Annotated in this window: 21 protein-coding genes and 1 pseudogene; 10 read left to right on the top strand and 12 right to left on the bottom strand. The window is 66.3% G+C overall.

Features of this window, described 5'->3' with window-relative positions; all coding sequences use genetic code 11:
- The first annotated feature begins 18 nt into the window (after positions 1-18).
- The 4 genes from H7J93_RS07265 (at position 19) to H7J93_RS07250 (ending at position 3778) form a co-directional block, all read left to right on the top strand.
- Positions 19-837 (top strand): hypothetical protein, encoded by an 819-nt coding sequence (locus H7J93_RS07265; RefSeq protein ID WP_267305607.1) that lies wholly within the window; start codon positions 19-21, stop codon positions 835-837.
- A 61-nt stretch (positions 838-898) separates the two neighbouring features.
- The gene (locus H7J93_RS07260; protein ID WP_267305606.1) at positions 899-1705 is read left to right on the top strand and encodes a bestrophin-like domain; all 807 of its coding nucleotides are present in this window, start codon (positions 899-901) and stop codon (positions 1703-1705) included.
- Between the two features lie 89 nt (positions 1706-1794).
- Positions 1795-2940, top strand: a complete 1146-nt coding sequence (locus H7J93_RS07255; RefSeq protein ID WP_267305605.1) for a hypothetical protein — start codon at positions 1795-1797, stop codon at positions 2938-2940.
- Between the two features lie 55 nt (positions 2941-2995).
- Complete coding sequence (locus H7J93_RS07250; protein ID WP_267305604.1) at positions 2996-3778, top strand: DUF1542 domain-containing protein; 783 nt, start codon at positions 2996-2998, stop codon at positions 3776-3778.
- Positions 3779-3851: 73 nt separating this feature from the next.
- On the opposite strand, the gene H7J93_RS07245 is transcribed toward H7J93_RS07250, so the two are convergent.
- From H7J93_RS07245 to H7J93_RS07235, 3 genes are read right to left on the bottom strand one after another with little or no spacing between them, the layout of a single operon-like run.
- Positions 3852-4646, bottom strand: a complete 795-nt coding sequence (locus H7J93_RS07245) for an Fpg/Nei family DNA glycosylase (RefSeq protein WP_267305603.1) — start codon at positions 4644-4646, stop codon at positions 3852-3854.
- 2 nt (positions 4647-4648) lie between these two features.
- Entirely contained in the window at positions 4649-5128 is a 480-nt protein-coding gene (locus H7J93_RS07240) for a ribose-5-phosphate isomerase (protein WP_267305602.1), read from the bottom strand.
- Between the two features lie 51 nt (positions 5129-5179).
- Positions 5180-5791, bottom strand: coding sequence for a mycothiol-dependent nitroreductase Rv2466c family protein (locus H7J93_RS07235; RefSeq protein ID WP_267305601.1), 612 nt, complete (start codon positions 5789-5791; stop codon positions 5180-5182).
- 197 nt (positions 5792-5988) lie between these two features.
- Here H7J93_RS07235 and H7J93_RS07230 point away from each other — a divergent pair, with 197 nt between their 5' ends.
- The 3 genes from H7J93_RS07230 (at position 5989) to H7J93_RS07220 (ending at position 9398) form a co-directional block, all read left to right on the top strand.
- Positions 5989-6357: a DUF732 domain-containing protein gene (locus H7J93_RS07230; RefSeq protein WP_267305600.1), complete on the top strand. Its 369-nt coding sequence runs from the start codon at positions 5989-5991 to the stop codon at positions 6355-6357.
- A gap of 37 nt (positions 6358-6394) precedes the next feature.
- Positions 6395-8980, top strand: a complete 2586-nt coding sequence (gene pepN, locus H7J93_RS07225; protein WP_267305599.1) for an aminopeptidase N — start codon at positions 6395-6397, stop codon at positions 8978-8980.
- Positions 8981-9047: 67 nt separating this feature from the next.
- Positions 9048-9398, top strand: a complete 351-nt coding sequence (locus tag H7J93_RS07220; RefSeq protein WP_267305598.1) for an HNH endonuclease — start codon at positions 9048-9050, stop codon at positions 9396-9398.
- Here the strand turns inward: H7J93_RS07220 and H7J93_RS07215 are convergent.
- Genes H7J93_RS07215 through H7J93_RS07205 form a run of 3 tightly spaced genes read right to left on the bottom strand, consistent with a single transcriptional unit; the run spans position 9395 to position 10801 of the window.
- Positions 9395-9877, bottom strand: a complete 483-nt coding sequence (locus H7J93_RS07215; protein ID WP_267305597.1) for a DUF5130 domain-containing protein — start codon at positions 9875-9877, stop codon at positions 9395-9397. The genes H7J93_RS07220 and H7J93_RS07215 overlap by 4 nt on opposite strands.
- Entirely contained in the window at positions 9864-10109 is a 246-nt protein-coding gene (ctaJ, locus tag H7J93_RS07210) for an aa3-type cytochrome oxidase subunit CtaJ (RefSeq protein WP_267305596.1), read from the bottom strand. Before ctaJ ends, H7J93_RS07215 begins: the two co-directional genes overlap by 14 nt.
- 23 nt (positions 10110-10132) lie before the next feature.
- Positions 10133-10801 carry an HNH endonuclease gene (locus tag H7J93_RS07205; RefSeq protein WP_267305595.1) on the bottom strand — a complete coding sequence of 223 codons (669 nt, stop codon included), beginning with the start codon at positions 10799-10801 and terminating at the stop codon, positions 10133-10135.
- Between the two features lie 139 nt (positions 10802-10940).
- On the opposite strand from H7J93_RS07205, the gene H7J93_RS07200 reads away from it, so the two are divergent.
- The gene (locus tag H7J93_RS07200) at positions 10941-11336 is read left to right on the top strand and encodes a globin (protein WP_267305594.1); all 396 of its coding nucleotides are present in this window, start codon (positions 10941-10943) and stop codon (positions 11334-11336) included.
- Positions 11337-11389: 53 nt separating this feature from the next.
- Complete coding sequence (locus H7J93_RS07195; RefSeq protein ID WP_267305593.1) at positions 11390-12955, top strand: glycoside hydrolase family 13 protein; 1566 nt, start codon at positions 11390-11392, stop codon at positions 12953-12955.
- Here the strand turns inward: H7J93_RS07195 and H7J93_RS07190 are convergent.
- From H7J93_RS07190 to ssb, 5 genes are all read right to left on the bottom strand, one after another.
- Positions 12952-13611: a DUF8010 domain-containing protein gene (locus tag H7J93_RS07190; protein WP_267305592.1), complete on the bottom strand. Its 660-nt coding sequence runs from the start codon at positions 13609-13611 to the stop codon at positions 12952-12954. The genes H7J93_RS07195 and H7J93_RS07190 overlap by 4 nt on opposite strands.
- Positions 13608-14024 (bottom strand): acyl-CoA thioesterase, encoded by a 417-nt coding sequence (locus H7J93_RS07185; protein ID WP_267305591.1) that lies wholly within the window; start codon positions 14022-14024, stop codon positions 13608-13610. The genes H7J93_RS07190 and H7J93_RS07185 overlap by 4 nt, the downstream gene beginning before the upstream one ends.
- On the bottom strand, positions 14024-18886 hold the full coding sequence (locus H7J93_RS07180; protein ID WP_267305590.1) for an NAD-glutamate dehydrogenase: 4863 nt from the start codon (positions 18884-18886) through the stop codon (positions 14024-14026). Before H7J93_RS07180 ends, H7J93_RS07185 begins: the two co-directional genes overlap by 1 nt.
- Before the next feature lie 92 nt (positions 18887-18978).
- Positions 18979-20652 (bottom strand): energy-dependent translational throttle protein EttA, encoded by a 1674-nt coding sequence (gene ettA, locus H7J93_RS07175; protein ID WP_267305589.1) that lies wholly within the window; start codon positions 20650-20652, stop codon positions 18979-18981.
- 149 nt (positions 20653-20801) lie between these two features.
- The gene (gene ssb / locus H7J93_RS07170; protein WP_267305588.1) at positions 20802-21281 is read right to left on the bottom strand and encodes a single-stranded DNA-binding protein; all 480 of its coding nucleotides are present in this window, start codon (positions 21279-21281) and stop codon (positions 20802-20804) included.
- Between the two features lie 192 nt (positions 21282-21473).
- Between ssb and H7J93_RS07165 the strand changes: the two are divergent.
- Positions 21474-21857, top strand: a pseudogene (locus tag H7J93_RS07165) (allophanate hydrolase-related protein); the annotation flags it as partial.
- Here the strand turns inward: H7J93_RS07165 and H7J93_RS07160 are convergent.
- Positions 21854-23854, bottom strand: coding sequence for a bifunctional copper resistance protein CopD/cytochrome c oxidase assembly protein (locus tag H7J93_RS07160; RefSeq protein WP_267305587.1), 2001 nt, complete (start codon positions 23852-23854; stop codon positions 21854-21856). The pseudogene H7J93_RS07165 and the gene H7J93_RS07160 sit on opposite strands and share 4 nt — an antisense overlap.
- Positions 23855-23883: the final 29 nt, after the last annotated feature.

Here is a 23883-nt window from a genome sequence, read left to right as displayed (position 1 = left end):
TCACAATGCCATGGCGGTATGGGCTGCGTCAAGATGCGATTCCCGTCGCCAACCAACGCCTCGGTGAACCTGTGTCCGATGATCGAGGCGTTCTGTCTCGGTGCCGTTGGGCCCGACCGGACCGCCGTCGATACTCTGGCTCTGATGCGTCGATGCTTCACCACGGCATTAGTGATCTTGCTGACGCTGACGGCCTGCGTTGGCCCCCCGTCGACCGCTCAGCCCACCGCATTTCCGTACCCCCCGCTGTGGCCGTTCGCCTCCCAGCAGGAAGCGGAGCGATGGCTCATCGACGGCGCGGCACGCGCTGAGAATCCCTGGCACGGCGAGGCTGCCGAGACCGCGGTCAGATTCACCCAGGACTTCCTCGGGTTCACCGAGATCAACAGGGCCTTACACGTCACCGATGAGGGCAACGAGGCGTGGGTCGACGTCGGCTACGAGATATCAGACGGGAAGGAGCGAACCGCGGCGGCGGTCCACCTCGCCCGCTTCGGCGACAGCCCCGATGCGCCCTGGGAAGTCGTCGGGACACGCGACGCCATGTTGACCCTCGACACACCCGCCTACGGCAGCATCGTCGCGGGCTCAGCCATTGATGCCGGCGGCATCATCACCGGCGTCGACGAATGCGTGCACCTGGCGGTGTTGCAGGGGCCCGCGCGCCGGGTGCTCGGCGAGTTCTCCTGTCTGATGACCGGCGGCGACAAGCGACCGTGGTCGGCTCGGCTACCGATGAACGGCGCAGCGCCTGGGGTCGTCACGCTGGCGGCGTGGACCGGTGGCCATCACGCCGAGGTCGAGCGCTTTGCGGTCACCGGCCTACGGGTGGAGTAAGCGGGACTCGGGCTTCTCCGATCTGCATACGGTCGATCGTCGCGGTGGTTAAGGTGCGGCGATGCTGCTCTGGATCGCGCCGCTCATCATTGCGGCGGCCATCGCAGCCGCAGTCGCCACACGCCTGTTCGTGCGAAGTCGCATGCCCGACAACGGCTGGTTCGTCGATTCGTCCCGCGCGGACACCTACATGTCCGTCCTCGGCACGATGTTCGCGGTCATGCTCGCCTTCGTCATCCTCTTCTCTCTGCAGACCTACCAACACGCCCGCGAGGGCGCGAGCCGCGAAGCCATCGCCGTCGCCGAACTCCACGTCATCGCCGAAGTGCTCGGTGGCGAGCCGGGCGAGCGTCTACACGGTGACCTGAATTGCTATGCGCGAGCGGTCATCTCAGATGAGTGGCCCGCGATGCGAAACGGCACCTCGTCGCAGGTGGTGCAGTCCTGGGTGAACACGATGGCACACGACTTCACCGCTGCGAATCCCGTCGGCGCCAAACAGGAGGTCGCCTACGCGCAATGGTTCGACGAGCAGGCCCAGCGTCGCGAAGGACGCCGCGAGCGGCTCGCGGAAGCCACCCCGTCAGTACCGCTGCCCCTTTGGATCGTGTTAGGCATCGGCGCGATAGCGATTCTCGCCTACATGTGCGTGCAGGCCGACCGGCGAGAGTCGGCTCTGATTCAAGCGATACCAATCGGCTTGGTGGCGGCGCTCGTCGCGGCGGGACTGATCGTTGTCTTCGCCCTCGACCATCCCTATGGGAACTGGAGCGGCAGCATCAAGCCGACCGAGATGGAGCGCTCGCTGGCGACCTTCGAACAAGATCACCTGGCGCCGTGCGACGAGCGGGGCCACCCCAATTCCTGACCACGCCTGGTTGAGATTTCCGGCGCGGGCGCGCGATGTGGTTGAGAATGCAGCGACGTCCGTCGCGACACGAGATTCCGAAAGGTGACATGGCAGCCGAGGAACAAGTGCGCACAGCGGTGGTGCTCGTCCACGGGATGGGTGAGAAACGTCCAATGGAAACGTTCGACGGGTTCGTCAGGACGGCACTGCACGAAAAGTGGGATTACCACCCGCAACCTGCGGAGATCACCGACACATACGAAGCGCGCCGCTTCACCGCTCCGAAACGCGGACCCGGACAAGGGGGCGTCGAATTCTTCGAGTACCACTGGCCGTACCTCATGACCGCGGGCAAGTACGCCGGCGTTGCCCCGACGGCGCTGCGGCTGTTGGTTCGTCGACCAAGCAACGTCCCCGATGCCCTGTTCGGGGCATGGCGACTGGTGTGGACAACTGTGTTGGCGATGCTCTCGGTGATCCCCGTGCTGTTCATCGCCGGCTACGCGCTGAATTCCGATGTTCCGGTGTGGATCATCGGTCTGGTCACCAGCGCCATCGTGCTGATCTTCTGGTTCGGTCTCTACCGAATGCTCGCGCGCGCGTTGGTCAACAAGAGGACGGCGCCACTGGTCGACAGTGCCCGCTACCTGGACCCGTCGCCGTCTTCATATGCGGCGCGACGGGCCATTCGCGGTGGCCTGGTGAACCTTCTACGCGACCTGCATGAGGAGGGATACACGCGAATCGTGGTCGTCGCCCACGGCGTCGGCACCTATATCGCCTATGACGCGCTGAAGCTGTGGCGGGCTCAGGCTCAGAAACTTTGGCACATAACTGATTTCGTCACCATCGGCGCACCCTTGGTCTACGCCGACCTGCTGTTGACGCGGATGCCGCTGCTGAGCGGCTTCAAAACCTCCGAAAGCGCCTACCGACGGGAGCTGTTCGACGGACTGCTACGCCGTGGGGTAGTCGTCGCGTGCGACAACGAGCTCTTTCAAACCACCCGCTGGACGAACCTGTGGTTTCCGGTCACTCGGGGCAGCCGAAGCGGCGACTGGTTCGGCGGCGAGTTGGGTCCCCTGTTCGGATCCGGCATTCGCGACATCCCGGTGACCGGCAACGAGCCCGAACGCTTCAAGCGTGGATCGGCTCACACCGAATACTTCAGCCATCCCGACAAGGGCGCCGACGGCGACTTCGCCTGGCATCTCCGCGAAATTCTCGCGCTGCAGCCTCCGCTCTCGGCGTAACCGCCTGTCTGTTCGTGTGCCGATCTTCGCGTTTCCTGTCGGTAGGCTGAGCGTCATGAACGGCGTTCTGCTCGTCCTCGTTGTCCTGGTGGTCGTGGCGCTCGGCGTGGTCGTGTACGGGGCGATGAAGGCCTCCGATCGACGCAACGCCGCCACACTCGACGATGCGAAGGCGGACGCTCGCCGCGTGATCGAACGTCTCGGCGGCCAGGTGATCAACCTGACCGGCACCGACGACGCATCCAAGCAGGCCCTCGCCGACGCGTCCGAGCGCTATACGGCCGCGGGTTCGCAGATCGAGCAGGCCACCACCGCCAAGCAGGCGTTGCTCGCCAAAGAGAGCGCGCTCGAAGGCCTTTACTACGTCCGCGCGGCCCGCGTCGCGATGGGCATGGACCCGGGGCCCGAGCTGGAGACGCTGACGGGCCAACGCGCCGCGGGCACGGTGACCGAGGATCGGCGGGTCAACTTCGAGGGCCGCGAAATCGAGGCGTCGCCGACCCCGTCGGAGCGCACCCCGAACTACTACCCCGGCGGTCGGGTGGCCGGTCGGCCAGTGCCCGCGGGCTGGTACTCCGAGCCGTGGTGGAAGCCGGCGCTCGTCGCGGGCGCGTGGGGAGTCGGGTCGGTGCTGCTGTTCGACGCACTGTTCTCCGGCATGCACGGCAGCGGATACGACCAGGGCTTCGCCCAGGGATACGACCAGGGCTTCGATCAGGGTCAAGACGGTGGCGGCGGCTGGGGAGGCGACGGCGGCGGCGACGGTGGCGGCTGGGGAGGCGACGGCGGCGGCGATTGGGGTGGCGGCGATTTCGGAGGCGACTTCGGCGGCTTCTGAGCCCGTCGCCCGTTGACTCTGCGCCCAGGCCCAAGTTTCGACTCAGAATGCGGCCTAGACGCAGAGTGAATCCTCAGCTCTGGCAGGTCGGACACCAGAACAAGTTGCGTCCCTCCAACACTGCGGTGCGGATCTCCGTACCGCACACCCGGCACGGGTCCCCGGCCCGCCGATACACGTAAGTCCGCGGCCGGCCGGGCGCATACGACGGCGGCCCGTGGTCGTCCTCCGGGCGGACGACGACGATCTTGCCCCGCCGCAAGCCGACCTTCATCAGTTCGACGAGATCGGTCCACATCGCTTTGAACTCGTCCTCATCGATGTGTGTGCCCGGCCGGTAAGGGTCGACGCCGTGTCGGTAGAGCAGTTCGCAGCGGTACACGTTCCCGACTCCGGCGATCACCGTCTGGTCCATCAACAGTGCACCGATCACCCTGCGAGACTTACGAATTCGGACCCAAGCCAGCGTGCCGTCCGCGTCGCGGCGCAGCGGGTCCGGACCCAGCCGGGAAACGATATCGCCGATCTCGGGCTCGGTGATCACCTCACACACCGTCGGCCCGCGCAGGTCGGTTCCGTACTCGGCGCCAACCATCCGCATGCGCACCTGTCCGACGGGCAGGGGCGGCGGGACAGGAAATTCGGTGAACGTGCCGTACAGCCCGAGATGCACGTGCACGACGCGGCCGCCGTCGTAGTGGTGGAACAGATGCTTACCCCACGCGCTGGTCTTCTTCAGGATGCGGCCGTTGACGGCGGCCGCCCCTTCAGCGAATCGCCCCTGGGGGCTGGACACCAGCACCGGTGCGCGCCCGAACCGACGCTGATGCAGCCGGGCCAGCCGGTGCAGGGTGTGCCCTTCGGGCATCCCTAGCTCGGTGCGCCCGGCACGGGCGGCGCGATGTGCGTGCGCTCGTACTCGGAGAGGATGTCGATACGCCGTTGGTGGCGTTCGGCTTTCGACCACGGCGTGGACAGGAACGCGTCGACGATCTCGAGCATCTGCTCTTCGGTGTGCATGCGTCCACCGATGCCGATCACCTGCGCGTTGTTGTGCTCACGCGCGAGTTTCGCCGTCTCGACACTCCAGGCCAGCGCGCACCGCACGCCGGGCACCTTGTTGGCCGCGATCTGCTCACCGTTACCCGAGCCGCCCAGCACGATACCGAGGCTGTCCGGGTCGGCGACGGTCTTCTCCGCGGCGGCGATGCAGAACGCCGGGTAGTCGTCGTCAGCGTCGTACGTGTACGCGCCGCAGTCGATGGGCTCGTACCCCTTCGACTTCAGGTGCTCGATGATCCGCTGCTTGAACTCGAAGCCCGCGTGGTCGGCTCCCAGGTAGACGCGCATGGCGGCCATTCTGGCAGAGCGTCACGACCGGTCAGTGCACGGTCGACGAAGTCAGTCGAAAGTCGGCGGCTCGGTGCGGCTGCGCTTGAGCTCCCAGAAGTGCGGATACGACGCGAACGTCACCGAGGCGTCCCACAGCTTGCCCGCCTCTTCGCCGCGCGGGATCTTCGACAGCACCGGGCCGAAGAAGGCGACGCCGTTGACGTGGATCGTCGGGGTGCCGACGTCGTCGCCGACGGCATCCATGCCCGCGTGGTGGCTCTTGCGCAGCGCCTCGTCGTACTTGTCGGTGTCGGCCGCCTCGGCCAGTTCGGCCGGAAGCCCGACCTCCTCCAACGACTCCTTGATGACGGCGTCGAAGTCCTTGTTGTCCTGGTTGTGGATGCGCGTGCCCATCGCGGTGTACAGCGGCGCGAGGATCTCGCTGCCCTTCGCCTGCTCGGCGGCGATGGCCACGCGAACCGGCTTCCATGCCTGCTTGAGGCCTTCGCGGTACTGCTCGGGCAGGTCTTCCCTGTTCTCGTTGAGCACGGCGAGGCTCATTACGTGGAAGTTCACCTCGATATCGCGCACCTTCTCGACCTCGAGGATCCAGCGCGAGGTGATCCAGCACCACGGGCACAGCGGGTCGAACCAGAAATCGGCGACAGACTTCTCGGCCATGAAAAACCTCTCGGGTGGTAGTTCAGACGACTCTTCCCACAACCTTGCACCCTGCGCGGGTGTTCCCGCTGCCATGCTTTTCCAAGGAATGGCGCAGAGGACACGCATAGTGTGCAAACCGTTACACAACGGTGTTGTCGATGTGACGGTTGTCAATCAGTGTTGCACCTGTGATAAAAGCGAAACGCACGGCCACCATGACACTGGTCGGCGTCGCCACGGCATTGAGCCTCGCGGCACCGGCGTCCGCCGAACCCGTCGACACCAGCTTCCTCAACGCATTGAACGACGCCGGCATCAGCTACGGCGATCCGGTGAGCACCGAGAAGCTGGGTCAGTCGATCTGCCCGATGCTCGTCGAACCGGGGAAGAACCTGGCGTCGGTGTACTCCACCGTGTCCAACCACGGCATCAACCCTGACGTCGCTGCTTTCTTCACCGGCATCGCCATCTCGGCGTACTGCCCGTCGATGATGACGCAGATCGGCAACGGCACCATCCTCGAAGGACTCAATGGGCTCACCGGGCTCAGCGGGCTCAGCAGGCTGGGGATACCGGGGTTCTGACGCGCCTCCCAACGGGCCCGACCACTAGGTTGGACTCGTGGCACTTCCCAACCTCACTCGCGACCAGGCGGTCGAACGCGCCGCCCTCGTCACCGTCGACAACTACCGCATCGAACTCGATCTGACCGACGGCGCCGGCAAGCCCGGCGAGACCACCTTCCGATCGCTGACGACCGTCGAGTTCGACGCGCTGGACGGTGCCGACACCTACATCGACATCGCCGCCGACCGGATCCGCAGCGCGGTCCTCAACGGCCGCGACATCGACGTGTCGGGGTACGACGAGTCGACCGGCATTCCGCTGACGGGCCTGGCCGGTCACAACGTCCTCGCCGTCGACGCCGACTGCCGCTACTCGAACACCGGCGAGGGCCTGCACCGGTTCGTCGACCCGGTCGACGACGAGGTCTACCTGTATTCGCAGTTCGAGACCGCCGACGCGAAGCGGATGTTCGCGTGCTTCGACCAGCCCGACCTCAAGGCGACGTTCGAGGTGACGGTCACCGCGCCACCGCACTGGGAGGTCGTCTCCAACGGCGCCACCGCGGGCGTCGAGGATGCGGGTGACGCCAAGAAGCACAGTTTCGTCATCACGCCACGGATGAGCACCTATCTGGTGGCGCTGATCGCCGGCCCGTACACACGCTGGGACGACAACTACAGCGACGAGCACGGCGACATTCCGCTGGGCCTGTTCTGCCGCGCATCGCTGGCCGAGTTCATGGACGCCGAGCGACTGTTCACCGAGACGAAGCAGGGATTTGCCTTCTACCACAAGAACTTCGGAGTGCCGTACGCCTTCGGCAAGTACGACCAGCTCTTCGTGCCGGAGTTCAACGCGGGCGCGATGGAGAACGCCGGCGCGGTGACCTTCCTGGAGGACTACGTCTTTCGCAGCAAGGTGACCCGGGCGTCGTACGAGCGCCGCGCGGAGACGGTGCTGCACGAGATGGCCCACATGTGGTTCGGCGACCTGGTCACCATGCAGTGGTGGGATGACCTGTGGCTCAACGAGTCGTTCGCAACGTTCGCGTCGGTGCTGTGCCAGGACGAGGCGACGGAATACAAGCAGGCGTGGACCACGTTCGCGAACGTCGAGAAGTCGTGGGCGTACCGGCAGGACCAGCTGCCGTCGACGCATCCGGTGGCCGCTGACATCCCCGACCTGGCCGCCGTCGAGGTGAACTTCGACGGCATCACCTACGCCAAGGGTGCCAGTGTGCTCAAACAGCTCGTCGCGTACGTCGGGCTGGAGGAGTTCCTGTCGGGGCTGCGGGATTACTTCCGCGACCACGCTTTTGCGAATGCGACGTTCGGGGATCTGCTCGGCGCGCTGGAGAAGGCCTCCGGACGCGATCTGTCCGGCTGGGGCAGGCAGTGGCTGAAGACCACCGGGCTCAACACGCTTCGCCCAGAGTTCGACGTCGACGCCGAGGGTCGTTTCACGCGCTTCGCGATCTCGCAGAGCGGGGCGCAGCCGGGCGCCGGGGAGACGCGTGTGCACCGTCTCGCGGTCGGGATCTATGACGACGACGGCAACGGAAAGCTGGTGCGGACCCACCGCGAAGAGCTCGACGTCGACGGCGATACCACCGAAGTTCCTCCATTGCAGGGTGTTTCGCGCGGCCAGCTCATCCTCGTCAACGACGACGACCTGACCTACTGCTCGCTGCGGCTCGACCCGCAGTCGTTGCAGACGGTGCTGACCCGTATCGCGGACATCGCCGATCCGCTGCCCCGCACGCTCGCGTGGTCGGCGGCATGGGAGATGACGCGCGACGCCGAACTGAAGGCCCGCGATTTCGTCGCACTGGTCATCAGCGGTGTGCACGCCGAATCGGAAGTGGGTGTGGCGCAACGCCTGCTGCTGCAGGCGCAGACCGCGCTCGCCTCCTACGCCGACCCGACGTGGGCGGCCGAGAACGGCTGGCCGGCGTTCGGAGACGCGCTGCTGGATCTGGCGCGTGAATCTCAGCCGGGCTCAGACCACCAACTGGCGTTCGTGAACGCGCTGTGCGCATCGGTGCTGTCACCGAACCACGTCGCCGTGCTGTCGACACTGCTGGACAACGAGCCAGCGGCGGTGAACATGCCGGGTTTGGTGATCGACACCGATTTGCGGTGGCGCATCGTCACCGCGCTCGCGACTGCCGGGGTGATCGACGCCGACGGACCGGAGACGCCGTTCATCGACGCTGAGGCCGAACGCGATCCGACTGCCGCGGGTGGACGGCACGCCGCGCAGGCCGCCGCGGCGCGCCCGCAGTTGGCGGTGAAGGAGGCGGACTGGCAGGAGGTCATCGAGGACGACACGCTGGCCAACGCCACCGCGCGCTCGATCATCGCCGGCTTCGTCCGCCCGGGCCAAGAGGAACTGCTGAAGCCCTTCCGGGACAAGTACTTCGACGCCATCTCCGGCGTCTGGCAACGGCGGTCGAGCGAGGTCGCCCAGACCGTCGTCGTCGGGTTGTACCCGTCGTGGGACATCAGCCAGGACGGCCTGGACGCCGCCGACAGGTTCCTGTCCGATCCGGATGTGCCACCGCCGCTGCGCCGGCTGGTGCTCGAGGGTCGCGCCGGCGTGGAGCGGTCGCTGCGTGCAAGGAAATTCGACGTCACGTAATCCTCTGCGGGCGACACGCCGTCGTTCTGCGGGAGTTTGTGCAGGCTAGCGCTGCATGATTTTCCGTGTGGCGGTCAATCGCAGTCGACGAGCACGGGCGGCGCGCAAGCGCAAGCGGCGGATGGCCGCCGTCGAGCATGACCTGACCGCTGAGCAGTGGGCGGCGCTCAAAGAGGCGTGGAACGGGTGCGCCTACTGCGGTGCGAACGACGGCGCGCTGCAACGCGACTGCGTCATGGCGATCTCGCGCGGCGGCCGGTACACGGTCGACAATGTCGTGCCTGCGTGCGCGAAGTGCAACACCAGCAAGTGCAACGACGAGGTCACCGGCTGGATGCGGCGAAAACGCCTCGACGAACGCAGGTTCCTCGAGCGCTACATCGAGATCCGCGGGATGCTGACGGCCGACGTCGGCTAGTGCGACGCCCCAGGCCTGACGCCGGCGCTCATCACCTCGATGGCCTTGACCAGCCCGGGGATCACCTCGCCCTGCTTGAAGAGCTCAGCGGCGGCGGCCACCCCCTTGGGTGCGGACTCCTCGATGCCGCGGCCCTTGACGTCGCTGCCGTACACGACCTCGATCGCACGCTGATTCGGCGAAACCGCCAACAGCACGGCGTTGTCGGGTGTCGGCACCTTGGCCAGGATCTGGCGGGCCGTCGCGGCGGTGTCCTCGCCGAGGTCCCCCAGATAGACCGCGAAACGCGCCTTGGCGGCCCGTGAGCCGAACTTGAGCGCGTCGTCGAGGACCACCAGCTCCATCGTCGGGAAGGGGTACGTCACTGACAGCTCACCGGGCTCGGTGACGCCGGAGAGCCGTCCGCTGCTCGTCACGACCCAGCCGCGCGGCAGTTCCGCTACTTGCGTAGACGTCGTTGCGACTTCACCACTTGCCACTTGCGCCGCCTCCTACCGTGATGGGGTGCGAACCATGGCCGCCATGACCGTGGTCGGCGGGCTCGTCGGCCGACCACAGGATCGGTTCGTGCGTCCACGGCTCGGACAACTTGTACGTCGCCGGGTGCGGATTCTTGCGCTTCGGGCCGACCACGTAGATCAAGAAGATCAACACCAGCAGTACGGCCAGCGGAACCCCTCCGATGAGGGCATGGGTAAGTGCTGTGCTCACGCGCAAACCGTATTAGTCACGCGTCAGGCCGCACCCTCACCCAGATACCGCATCCAGGCCGGGTCGAGTTCCTTCACGCTCGACAGCAGCCGCCAATGCTGGCCCTTGGGGGGCACCGGGACGGCGCGCAGCGCCCAGCCCAGCTCGGTGAGCAAACGGTCCGCCTTGCGGTGATTGCACGTCGAGCAGGCCGCGACGCAGTTCTCCCAGGAGTGGTCGCCGCCCCGGCTGCGGGGCACCACGTGGTCGACGGTGTCGGCCTTGCCACCGCAGTAGGCGCAGCGGAAGCGGTCGCGGTGCATCAGGGCGGCCCTGGTCATCGGGATGCGCGCCCGATAGGGCACCCGCACGAAGGACCGCAGCCGGATCACCGTCGGCACGACGATCGAGCGGGTCGCGGAGTGGATGACGGGGCCGCCTGGGTCGTCGTGCACGACGTCGGCTTTGCCGCACATCAGCATGATGACCGCCCGCCGCATGGGCAGAGCGGTCAACGGTTCGTACGTGGAGTTCAGCAGGAGGACCCGCCGCCGGCCCCAGATCGAGCCTTCGCCGGTACTGGGCGGATGGGTGTCGACACTGTGCAGGACGCGCGACTGCGCATGCGATACCGCGGGCCCGGAAACACCCGCTGCGGCACCTTGCAGCCGCTGGCCGGTCCGTCTGGACGGGCCTTTCTTGCGATGCGCCATACGTCCTCCGCACGACAGTTCACCATGGATTCCTGTCAATCGCACGACAATTCTGCACGTGTTCCCTGGTCAGTCCAATGAACATCGGGTGACGTGCCCGGCCGATCGGCCGCGACCGGCGACAAGACACAATGGTGGCGTGACACAGCCGCAGCGGTCGTTCTACGACGAAGTCGGTGGCCATGAGACCTTCAACGCCATCGTGTCGCGCTTCTATCAGCTGGTGCGCGAGGACGAGATCCTGCTTCCCCTCTACCCCGAGGACGAGCTCGACGCCGCCGAGGAGCGGCTGCGGATGTTCCTCGAGCAGTACTGGGGCGGCCCGCGGACCTACTCCGATCAGCGTGGACATCCACGGCTGCGCATGCGGCACGCACCGTTCGTGATCGGCTACATCGAACGCGATGCGTGGCTGCGCTGTATGCGCACGGCCGTCGCCGAGATCGACTCGGAGACACTCGACGACGAGCATCGTGCCGAGCTGTTGGCGTACCTGGAGATGGCCGCGCACTCGATGGTGAACTCACCCTTCTAGCGCCACGGTGTTAGTTTCGGCCGTGTGGCCGCTCTTCTGAAAACGCCCTGCTGATGTCGGCCCCCTGGTGGTCGCGCGCGCTCTTCTATCAGGTCTATCCACGATCGTTTTTCGACAGCAACGGCGACGGACTGGGTGACCTCGACGGGGTGACCGCCAAGCTGGACTACCTCACGGCGCTCGGCGTCGACGCGATCTGGCTCAACCCGGTCATGGTGTCGCCGATGGCCGACCACGGCTATGACGTGGCGGACCCTCGCGATGTCGACCCGATGTTCGGCGGCATCGAGGCACTGGACCGGCTGACCGACGCCGCCCACGCAGCGGGCATCAAGGTGACGATGGACCTGGTGCCCAACCACACCAGTTCGGCGCACCCGTGGTTTCAGGCGGCCCTGGCCGCAGGCCCCGGCAGCGATCAGCGTGAGCGCTACATCTTCCGCGACGGCACCGGCCCAGGCGGCATCCACCCGCCGAACAACTGGGTGTCGATCTTCGGGGGTCCTGCGTGGACGCGCGTCATCGAGCCCGACGGCAACCCCGGCCAGTGGTACCTGCACCTGTTCGATGCCGAGCAACCCGACCTGAACTGGGACAACCCCGAGGTGTTCGACGATCTCGAGAAGACGCTGCGGTTCTGGCTGAAGCGCGGCATTGACGGCTTCCGCATCGACGTCGCGCACGGTATGGCCAAGCCACCGGGACTCCCCGACATGGAGGTCATCAGGGGCGAGGTGCTGCTGGCCGACATGGACGACGACCCGAGGTTCAACAACGACGGCGTCCACGACATCCACCGGCAGATCCGCAGGGTGTTCAACGACTATCCGGACGCCGTCGCGATCGGCGAGGTGTGGGTCTACGACAACGAACAGTTCGCGCGGTATGTCCGCCCCGACGAACTTCATCTCGGGTTCAATTTCCGGCTGCTGCGCGCGAAGTTCGACGCCGACGACATCCGCGGCGCCATCTCCAACTCGATGGAAGCAGCGGAACTGGTGGATGCGACGCCCACCTGGACGCTGGCCAACCACGACGTCGACCGCGAACCCACCCGCTACGGCGGCGGTGCGGTCGGCCTGGCCAGGGCTCGGGCGATGATGCTGGCGATGCTCGCGCTGCCCGGTGCGGTGTTCGTCTACAACGGTGAAGAACTCGGCTTGCCGAACGTCGATCTGCCCGACGAGGCGCTGCGCGACCCGGTGTGGGAACGCTCGGGCCGCACCCGACGCGGACGCGACGCGGCCCGGGTGCCCGTGCCGTGGCAGGGTGACGCGCCGCCGTTCGGCTTCTCGGACAATCCGGACACCTGGTTGCCGTTGCCTGCGGATTGGGCGGCGTTGACGGTCGAGAAGCAGATCAACGACCCGGCATCCACGCTGTCGTTCTACCGGACCGCGATCGAATTGCGTCGGGGCCAAAGCGAATTCGACGGCAAATCCATCGAATGGCTCGACTCCCCCTCAGACACTCTGGCGTTCCGGCGCAGCGGCGGACTGGTGTGCGTGCTCAACGCCGGCACACGCGCGATCCCGCTGCCCGAGGGCGAGGTGCTGCTGGCCAGCGCCGAACTGGTCGACGGCAAGCTACCGCCCGACGCCGCCGCCTGGCTGGTCTAGCGGAGGACCAGGGCGGGGTCGCCGCGCCGCCGGTACACCGAACCGAAGCGGGCGTCGACGCGCAACCACGCAGGCTGCACACGCACGCGAACGATCTCGTCGGCGGCCAACCCCTCCGCCGACTGCGGAAGGAAACCCATTGCGGTCAAGGCGAATACACAACGCATCGGAATCCCGACACTAGTGTCGCCCGCGCTGACCGCCACCACCTCTTGATCCAGCAGTGACGCGGGCGGACCGAACGAGCTGGAATGCTCCTTCGCGAGTGCGATACCGCGCTGCGCCAGATCAAGCATTACTCCCGCAGGAACATCGTCGAGATGCTCGAACCCCGAGTCGGGCGGTAATCCGCCGCGCCACGCCGAGTCCATGCCGAAACCAGGGTCGACGTAGCCCTCGGCGCTCATCGAGGAAAGGCCGGCGGCCAACGCATCGGCACCCGCCGACAGGTCGGCGGGTTTGACCCGACCGACCACTACGCGGCTGGCCAATACGTCGAACCCCGTTGACACCCAGGCCACGATCAGCCCGCCTTCGCGTTCCCGCAACCGGATCACCGCTGCGTCGTCCAGTCTTAGTGCCCGCTCGACGAACGTCGCGAGGTCTTTGCGGTCGGCGGGGCCGTCAACCCAGAGACCTCGCTCCGGCTGCGTCATCTGAGCCACTGCTGCAAGTAGGCGCGTTGGCTCTCCGAAAGCCGGTGCAGTCGTTGCTCCTTGATGTGCACGGCGGCCAGCTGGGTCTCAGCGATCACCGCCGGCTTCGAATCGGGTGGCGCACCGACCGACCGCACCTCGTATCCGATGGTGAAGTCGACGGACCGCACGCGCTTCGACCACATCGTCACCTGTAAGGGCGAATCGATGAGCCGCAGCTGCGCCTTGTAGGTGATGTGCACGTCGGCGATGAGCAGGCCGATGGTCTCGATCTCGGGGCCGAACGGCTCACGCAGGAACGGGATCCGGGCCTCTTCGAGGAGGGTGACCATCGTGGCGTGGTTGATGTGTTGGTACATGTCGATGTCCGACCAGCGGACATGCACCGGCGCCACAAAACCAACTGTCACCATCAGGTCCCCGTTCCACTCGTCCGTGTCATGCTGCGAATCTGGCGGGCTGCCACCGACAGCGTCGCCAGATCGAGGCTTCCGCCCTCGTAGATCTCGGCGAGTGTCCGTCGCGCACGCGTGACGCGGGAGCTGTTGGTCAGCTCCCATTCGGCGATCTTCTCCTCGCCGCTCTCGTCGGGCTCACCCACCGCAAGCACGTCGAAGCACAGCGCCCGGAGCGACCCGTAGATGTCGTCGCGAATCGCCAGGCGCGCCAACGAATGCCAGCGGTCCTCGCGTTCGAGTCGCGATACCGCGGTGAGCAGGCCGTCGGTGTTGAAGTGATCCATCAGCGCGAAGTAGGTGTCGGCGACCTCGGCCGGTTCACGGTCCACGATGTCGGCGATGTCGATGACGTCGAGCAGGCTGTACTGGTAGAGCCCGGTGGCGACCATATACGCCAGATCGCTCGAGGCACCGTGCGAGCTGAACTCGCCGGCCTCCTTGGCGACGATCGCCTTGTCGTCGCCGCGCAGCCACTCCGACATCCGCGGTGTCAAGGCCGCGACTTTGGCTGCGAACCGGTTGATCTCGGCGCCGACGGCGAGGGGCTGTGGCCGGTAGTTGAGTAGCCAGCGCCCGGCACGATCGATGAGCCGACGCAGATCCAACGTCATGCGATCCGACACCGCGACCGACACGTCAGCCGCACGGATCTGGCGCAGCACGTCGCTGATGCGGAAGATCGCGTCGGTGGCGGCATAGCTGCGCACCGCGTCCACCGGCCCCACCCCGACGTCCTCCGTCACGCGGTAGGCATAGGTGATGCCGCTGGTGTCGACGAGGTCGTTCACCAGCATCGTGGTCACGATCTCGCGACGCAGTTGGTGCGAGCGGATTTCGCTGCTGAACCTGTCACGGAGCTCGGCCGGGAAGTACGCAGGCAGTCGCGACGCGAACACCTCCTGGTCAGGCAGGTCACTGGCCAGCACGTCGTCCTTGAGGGCCAGCTTGACGTGAGCCATCAGCGTCGCGAGTTCCGGTGAGGTCAAACCGATCCCGCTCTCGGCGCGGCGCGCGATCTCCTTCTCCGAAGGCAGCGCCTCGAGTTCGCGGTTGAGGCCGCGGTCCGCGACGAAATCCTTGATCATGCGCGCATGGACGGGCAACAGGCTGGCCGCGTTCGCGCGACTGGTCCCCATCAGGTCGTTCTGATCCTTGTTGTCCTGCAGGACAAGACGCCCGACCTCGTCGGTCATCGACAGCAGCAGTTCGGTGCGGTCCTCGGGGCGGACCTTGCCCGCGGTGACGAGCGAGTCGATCAGGATCTTGATGTTGACCTCGTGGTCGGAGCAGTCGACTCCCGCGGAGTTGTCCAGCGCGTCGGTGTTGATCCGCCCGCCGGCAAGGTCGAACTCGATACGCCCCAGCGACGTGACGCCGAGGTTTCCGCCCTCGCCGATCACCTTGGCGCGCACCTGATTACCGTTGATTCGCACGGGATCGTTGGCGCGATCGCCGACGTCGGCGTCGGACTCGCTCTCAGCCTTGATGTAGGTGCCGATGCCGCCGTTGAAGAGCAGATCGGCCGGCGCCTTCAGGATCGCCTTCATCAGAGCGGGCGGTGTGAGTTCCTCGACGCCGTCCTCGATGCCCAATGCGGCTCGGGCCTGCGGGCTGATCGGGATGGCCTTCTGCTGTCTGCTGTAGACGCCGCCGCCCTCGCTGATCAGCGACGGGTCGTAGTCCTCCCAGCTGGAGCGCGGAAGCTCGAAGAGTCGCTTGCGTTCGTCCCATGACCTGGCCGCGTCGGGGTTGGGGTCGATGAAGATGTGGCGGTGGTCGAACGCGGCGAGCAGCCGAATGTGCTTGGACAGCAACATTCCGTTGCCGAACACGTCACCGCTCATGTCGCCGACACCGACGACGGTGAAGTCCTCGGTCTGGGTGTCGACGCCCATCTCCCGGAAGTGCCGCTTGACGGACTCCCACGCACCTTTGGCGGTGATCCCCATCGCCTTGTGGTCGTAACCCACCGATCCGCCGGATGCGAACGCGTCCCCGAGCCAGAACCCGTACGACTTCGCCACCTCGTTGGCGATGTCCGAGAATGTCGCGGTGCCCTTGTCGGCCGCAACCACCAGATAGGCGTCCTCGCCGTCGCGCCGCACCACGTCGGGCGGGGTCACCACGGCCCCGGTGGCCTTGTCGACGTTGTCGGTGATGTCCAGCAGGCCCGAAATGAACAGTTTGTAGCAGGCCACGCCCTCGTTGCGCTGTGCATCGCGGTCGGCGGCGGCGTCGCCGGTCGGCAACGGCGGATTCTTCACCACGAACCCGCCCTTGGCGCCCACCGGCACGATGACGGCGTTCTTCACCGCCTGCGCCTTGACGAGTCCCAGGATCTCGGTGCGGAAGTCTTCCCTACGGTCCGACCAGCGCAGGCCGCCGCGGGCCACATATCCGAATCGCAGATGTACGCCCTCGACCCGCGGCGAGTAGACGAAGATCTCGAATTTCGGCCGAGGCAACGGAAGTTCGTCGATCAGGCCGGGATTGAGCTTGAACGACAGCACGTTCTGCGCTCGCGCGGAGTCCTGCCGGGTGATGAAGTAGTTGGTGCGAAGAGTGGCTTGGATCATCGACGCGAACGCGCGAAGAACGCGGTCGGTGTCCAGGCTGACCAGTGCGTCGATGTCGGCGGCGACGGCCGCGGCGGCCGCTTGGGCGTCGCGGCGTCTCGGCTCATCCTCGGTCGGAGCGGACGGATAGAACAGTGCCTCGAACAATTCGATCAGCGACCGCGCGGTACCGGCGTTGTCGTTGATGACGGTTTCGATGTGGGCCTGGCTGTACGGGAATCCGGCCTGCCTCAGGTATTTCGCATAACTCCGCAGCACCGCCACCTGCTGCCAGGTGAGGCCGGCGCGCAGGACCAACTCGTTGAATCGATCGATCTCCGCGTGCCCGTTCCAGATCGCGGTCAGCGCATCGGCAAAACGCGCCTCGGTCGCTTCGCGTTCCGGACCGGCAGGCACCTCCGGAATGGACTTGTGAGGGGAGATCTTGAACTGATAGATCCACACCGGCAGCCCGTCGGGGCGGATGACGGTGAACGGCCGCTCTTCCAGCACCACGACACCCATCGACTGCAGCATCGGAAGCAGGTCGGAAAGCGACGCGGAGTGTCCACCCAGATAGAGGGTGAGTTGGGCGATGCCCTCCTCGGCGGTGTCGACAAGGACCGGCTTGACCGAATCATCCTGCAGCTCTTCGATGATGCCGATGTCGTGGATCGCATCCAACGGTGCGATAGCCTGCTTGTACGCCGGAGGAAACGCCCCCGCGTAGTGCTCGGCCTTGACCTGGTCGATGGAGCCGGACTTGACGGCCCCGATCAACCGATCGCCCCAGGTCCTCGCCGCCTCGGTGAGCAGGTTCTGGATCCGGCTCTCATTGGCGAGCGACGTGTCGATGTTCTCCGGGCGGGAATCGTCGGGCATACGCACCGTGAAATGCACGACAGCCCAGGGTGATTCACTGACACGAGCGGTGTATTCGATACTCACCCCGCCGAGTTCGCGAACCAGGATGTCCTGCATCTCGAGCCGGACGGCGGTGGTGTAGCGGTCACGTGGCAGATAGACGAGACACGAGACGAAGTGGGCGAGCGAATCGGCCCGCATGAACAGCAGTGTGCGGCGCCGCGACCCGAGATCGATCACCGCCTTGACCATGTCGAGCAGTTCCTGCGCGGACAGCGCGAACAACTCCGAACGCGGAATGGTCTGGATGACGTCCAGCAGCAACTGTCCGGGGTGGCTGGGGTCGCGATGGGCCAGCGCCAAGGCGTCGCGCACACGTCGTGAAATCAGCGGTATTTCAAGCACGTTCGCATTGGTGGCGGCGACGGTGAACAGGCCGACGAAGCGGTGTTCGATGGCCATGGTGCCCGGGTTCTCACGGACAACGACGATGTAGGGATACGCGCCGTAGCGAAGATAACTGGGGATGGTGGCCTGCGCGAGCACGAGTAGGTCGTTGTTGTGGGTCAGCTGCGGCAGCACGTCCTGGCGTAGCCGGAGGACGCCGAGCCGGCTCGACAGGTCGACGGACGAGCGTCCGTTGCTGACCGGGCACCGTTGATACCCGAGCAGGATGAAGTGCCCGTCAGCGAGCCAACGGAGCAGCGCCGCAACGTCTCTGCGGTCACGACTGGGGAATCGACCTTCGGGGTCGTGGTCGAGTTCGTGCGCCAGACCGCGCATGGTCGCCACCATCGCGTTGGAGTCGATGGCGACCTGTCGCGCGTCAGCCAACACGCCTGGCAGCAATTGCGCGACCTGAGTGAGCGCCTTGCTGTCGGCTGCCTGCGCGAGCTGGACGTGGATCCAGCTCTCGTCGACGCCCTCCTGGGATCCCCCGACGTCCGCGTGCGGCCGCATGTCGAGCAGCTCGCCGGTCGGGCCGCGCTGCACCCGGAAGACCGGGTTCATGATCGCGGTGTAAGACACGCCGAATCGGTGCAGCAGCACCGTCACCGAGTCCATCACCATCGGCGTGTAGTCGGTGACGATCTGCAATGCCGGACCGAATCCCGCCGGATCATCGGCGCCGTAGACCTCGACACGGGTGTCACCGATCGGCCGACGCCGGCCCAAGCGGTGATGCGAGGTGATCATGGCCGGCCCGATCATCTGGCGCGTGGACATGTCCACCGGCAGAGTCACCGACGAATCGGCGGCGGGCGCGTCGTGTGGCCCGCGGTATGTGTCCAAGTACGCATGGGCGAGCCGCGCGACCTGGTCCGGGCTCAGCTGAGGTGCCGCTGCTCCGGCGGCAGGGTCAGCTGGTCTCCCCACGGCTCCCGGATTAACCGACATGCCACGCTCCTCGCCCTACCTGCGGACCATCCGTCGTTGGCTGTCGGCGTCGCCCCGAAACCGGAGGTGACGTCGTGGTCCGCTGATCGACACTAGTCGCGTGTGAGCTTTCGGTGGGTCACCCTGTGCGGACGCGCCGCCTCGACTCCGAGGCGCTCCACCTTGTTCTCTTCGTAGCCGGCGAAGTTGCCCTCGAACCAGAACCATTTGGCCTCGTTGTCGTCGTCGCCCTCCCACGCCAGGATGTGGGTGCAAGTGCGGTCGAGGAACCAGCGGTCGTGGGAGATCACCACGGCGCAGCCGGGGAAGTTCTCCAGCGCGTTCTCCAACGAAGACAAGGTCTCCACGTCGAGGTCGTTGGTGGGCTCGTCGAGCAGGATGAGATTGCCGCCCTCCTTGAGGGTGAGCGCCAGGTTGAGCCGGTTGCGCTCACCGCCGGACAACACACCCGCAGGTTTCTGCTGGTCGGGACCCTTGAAGCCGAACGCCGAGACGTAGGCCCTCGACGGGATCTCGTTCTGGCCGACCTCGATGTAGTCCAGCCCGTCCGAGACGACCTCCCACACCGTCTTCTTGGGGTCGATGCCCGCGCGGCTCTGGTCGACGTAGCTCAGCTTGACCGTCTCGCCGATCTTCACGGTGCCGCTGTCGGGCTGCTCGAGGCCGACGATGGTCTTGAACAGCGTGGTCTTACCGACACCGTTGGGGCCGATGACGCCGACGATGCCGTTGCGCGGCAGCGTGAACGACAGGTCCTTGATGAGGGTGCGTCCCTCGAATCCCTTGTCGAGATGCTCGACCTCGACGACGACACTGCCCAGCCGCGGGCCCGTCGGGATCTGGATCTCCTCGAAGTCGAGCTTGCGCGTCTTCTCCGCTTCTGCGGCCATCTCCTCGTAGCGCTGCAAGCGGGCCTTGCTTTTCGCCTGGCGCGCCTTGGCGCCGGACCGGACCCAGGCCAGCTCCTCCTGCAGCCGCTTCTGCAGCTTGGCGTCCTTGCGGCCCTGCACGGCGACGCGCTCGGCCTTCTTCTCCAAGTAGGTGGAGTAGTTGCCCTCGTACGGGTAAGCGCGTCCGCGATCCAGCTCGAGGATCCACTCGGCGACGTTGTCCAGGAAGTAGCGGTCGTGGGTGACCGCCAGGATGGCGCCCTTGTACTCGGCGAGGTGCTGTTCCAGCCAGAGGACGCTCTCGGCGTCGAGGTGGTTGGTCGGCTCGTCCAGTAGCAGCAGGTCGGGCTTGGACAGCAGCAGCTTGCACAGCGCGACGCGGCGACGCTCACCACCCGAAAGGTGGGTGACGGGCTCGTCGGCAGGCGGGCAGCGCAGCGCGTCCATCGCCTGTTCCAGCTGGGAGTCGATGTCCCACGCGTCGGCGGCGTCGAGCTCCTCCTGGAGCTTGCCCATCTCCTCCATCAGCTCGTCGGAGTAGTCAGTGGCCATCAGCTCGGCGACCTCGTTGTAGCGGTTGAGCTTCGCCTTGATCGCGACGCCGTCCTCCACGTTCTGGCGGACCGTCTTGGTCTCATCCAGCGGCGGTTCCTGCTGCAGAATCCCGACGGTCGCGCCTGGCTGAAGCAGCGCATCACCGTTGTTGGGGGTGTCGAGTCCGGCCATGATCCGCAAGACGCTCGACTTGCCCGCCCCGTTCGGACCGACAACGCCGATCTTCGCGCCTGGAAGGAAGTTCAGACTGACGTCGTCAAGGATGACCTTGTCGCCGTGCGCCTTGCGGACCTTCCGCATCGAATAGATGAATTCGGCCATGCCGTGGTGTTGCCTTTCCAAGATGGTTCAGTCGTCTATCGGGTGTATCCGCGTGTATCCGCGTCTATCGCCGCCGACCATCCTAGGCGTGGCCCCCTCGGCCGAGCCGACTGTGTGTTCCAGCGGCTGATTCGACCGTGTACCTGCGCCTACGCCGTCAGTGGCAGCGCCTCGCCGGACTGGTCCGCTTCGTCGTCGTTGTCAGCAGCGCTGTCGGCGGCTTCGTCGTTGGCGATAGCCTCGTCGCCGAGGCTGGTGACCCGCGCTTCGGCCCGTTGCTTGCGGTCGATTCGTGCGTCGCAGCGGGCCAGGTCGGGGCCGACGGATGTCGCCCGTACCTCGACCGATGAGCGACGGTTGCCGTCCCGGTCCTCGTACTCACTGGTGTAGACGTGGCCGACCACGATCACCGGATCGCCCTTGACCAGGGCGGCGCTGGCACCGGCCACCGCGCGCCCCCAGCAGGTCACCGTGACAAACAACGAGTTACCGGGCTCCCATGTTCCTTCGGCGGTGCGACGGCGTGAATTGCTGGCGACGCGGAATCTGACCATCTCCTGCTCGCCGACCTGGCGGTGGATCGGATCGGTGACGACGTTGCCGACGATATGGAAGGGCGTCTCGAACATGATGCTTCCTTTCATTGGTGGCGACGAGCCGGGACGCGGCTCGTCGGTGACACCCCCATTGGCCGTCGGATCACTGACAGCCGATCCGGAGAACCCGCCCGGGCGCCGACGGCTGTGGATGAATCGGCGGTTGTGGACAGCCGCCGTCCCATGACCGCTCGCCGTAAGTTGAACGGCATGAGCGAGGATCTGGAGCTGGTGGTGTTCGGCGCGCACCTGCGCGGCGGGCCGCTGGCGCACCAACTCACGGACCTCGGTGCGCGGTGGGCCGGCGAGATCAGAACCGCACCGCGGTACCGGATGACCGTCCTGCCGACCGAGCCGGCCAAACCGGCGGTCACCCGTGTGCCCGATGGCACATCCGGCGCGTCGCTGATGGGTCATCGATGGCTGCTGTCCCCGAGCGCGCTCGGGCGGTTTCTCGACGCGTTGCCGCCGCCGATGCAGCTCGGCAAGGTCGAGTTCGACGACGGCACCTGGCGCACCGGTTTCGGTTGCGATGCCTCGGCCGCCACCGGGCCCGATATCAGCGATTACGGCAGCTGGCCGGCAGCGATCGAGGCGCGGGCGGTCTAGCGCTCGTCCCGGCGGGCGAGTTCGGCGAGCATCCTGTTGTACGCCGCGAGGTCGGCCTCGTCGTCACGGTCGGCAGCGCGGTCAAGCCGTTTGGCGGTGCGTTCGTCAGTGCGGCGCCACTGGATCAGCAGCGCGATCATCACGATGACGAGCGGTACCTCCCCTGCGGCCCAAGCCATTCCACCGCCCAACCGCTGATCACCCAGCAGGTCGGTGTGCCAGTACAGCTGCAAAGACTTGTAGAACGGTTCTCCCAGAACGGTGTTGGTGCTCATCAACACGACGCCGAAGAAGGCGTGGAAGGGCAACGACGCGAACACCATTCCGACCTTGCCCAGCGGAGGGATCGGGCGCGGTGTCGGATCCACCCCGATCACGACCCAATAGAACAGATAGCCGGACAGCAGGAAGTGCAGATTCATGGCGAGGTGCGCCGGATGACTGTCGACCGCTGCATCGAAGATCCCGCCGAAGTACAGGCCGTAGAACCCGACGACGAAGATGACCGTCGCGACCAACGGATTGGTCAGCACGCGCGACACCCGGGAATGCAGGGCGGCGAGCAGCCACTCCCTCGGACCGGGCGGATCGCCGCGACCTGCGGCGGGTAATGCCCTCAGCGCGAGCGTGACCGGAGCGCCGAGCACCAGCAGGATCGGTGCGAGCATCGACAGGAGCATGTGCGCTGCCATGTGCATGCTGAACATGGCAGGCATGTATCGACCGACCCCCGAAGATGTGGCCAGCAGCAGTACCAGACATCCCAGGAGCCACGCCACGGTCCGGCCGACGGGCCATGCGTCGCCGCGGCGTCGCAGCCGGATCACGCCGAGCACATACATGATCGCGAATACGATTGCGGCCGTGCCGAATATCAGGTCGAAGCGCCAGTCGAACAACAGGCGCGCGACCGTCGGGGGCCCGGCAAGGTCGTAGCCGATCTCGATCGCCGGGATCGAGGGATTGAAGACCGGCGGGGGTGGAGGTGGTGTCCTGCCCAACGCGACGGCGATACCGAACGTCAGCCCGAAGACGACAGCCTCGACGAGCGCCAGCCTGATCAGCGCGCCGCGCGCGCCGGGATCCGCTTTCAGGGCCGCGACACCGCGACGTCGTTGCAGCCAGCCGATCACCCCGAGCACGCACAACGCCGCCGCCTTGCCCAGGATCAACCATCCATAGGTGGTGTCCAGCAGGTCCGCCGGGCGCACCCGAACGAGCGCGTTGACGACACCGCTGAGCGCCATGGCAACAAAGCACCACAACGCGACCACCGAGAACCGGCGCGCGGCCAGGTAGCCATGTTCGCCGCCACGCAGCGCGTGCACCAGCAGCGCCAGCAGGCCACCCGCCCACAGCGCACCGGCCACGAGATGGATGAGCAGACTGTTGGTGGCCAGGTCGTGCGAACCACCCGAGGACGAATGTCCGGTGAGCGCAAGCGGCAGCAGGGTGATCAGGGAACCGGCGAACAGCAGCGGTGTGGGCGACCAGCGCAGCACCGGGATGCTGGCGATGGTCACGGCGGCGGCCAGAAACGCGGTCCATCGCCACGCGCCGGCGATGTCGACCAGGCTCGCCACCGACCAGATCGCCATCGGATCGAGGCGCGACGTCAGCGGCTGGCCGGTGATGTCGGACACGGTCAGCGGTACCAGGAGCGCGGCACAGACGGTCCACACTCCGGAGGCGACGGTGCCGAGTCGCAGCGCACGGTAGCCACCCGCATCGAGCACACCGTTGGTCTGCGGCGGCACCAGGAACGCGGCAAGCAGGAAGGATCCGACGGCGACGACGGCCGCGATCTCGCCCGCCGCGCGCACAAACGGCAGGCCATAGGTGGTGACCGGGCCGGGATCGGGCAGCCCGGTCGCCGTCAACGCATCTGTGATCGACAACGCAGCCAGCCCTGCCGCAACCGCGCCGGCCAACACCGCCACCCCGACGAGCACCGGCCACACCGCGCTGCTGCGCAGGCCAGAGGCAGTCGTCGTCATGGGTCCAGCGTATGGGGCAGCAGCTGACC

The organism is Mycobacterium barrassiae (genome assembly GCF_025822765.1).
GTDB lineage: Bacteria > Actinomycetota > Actinomycetes > Mycobacteriales > Mycobacteriaceae > Mycobacterium > Mycobacterium barrassiae.
The sequence above is the reverse complement of the archived record's forward strand: the minus strand, read 5'-3'. Positions and strand labels throughout refer to the sequence as shown.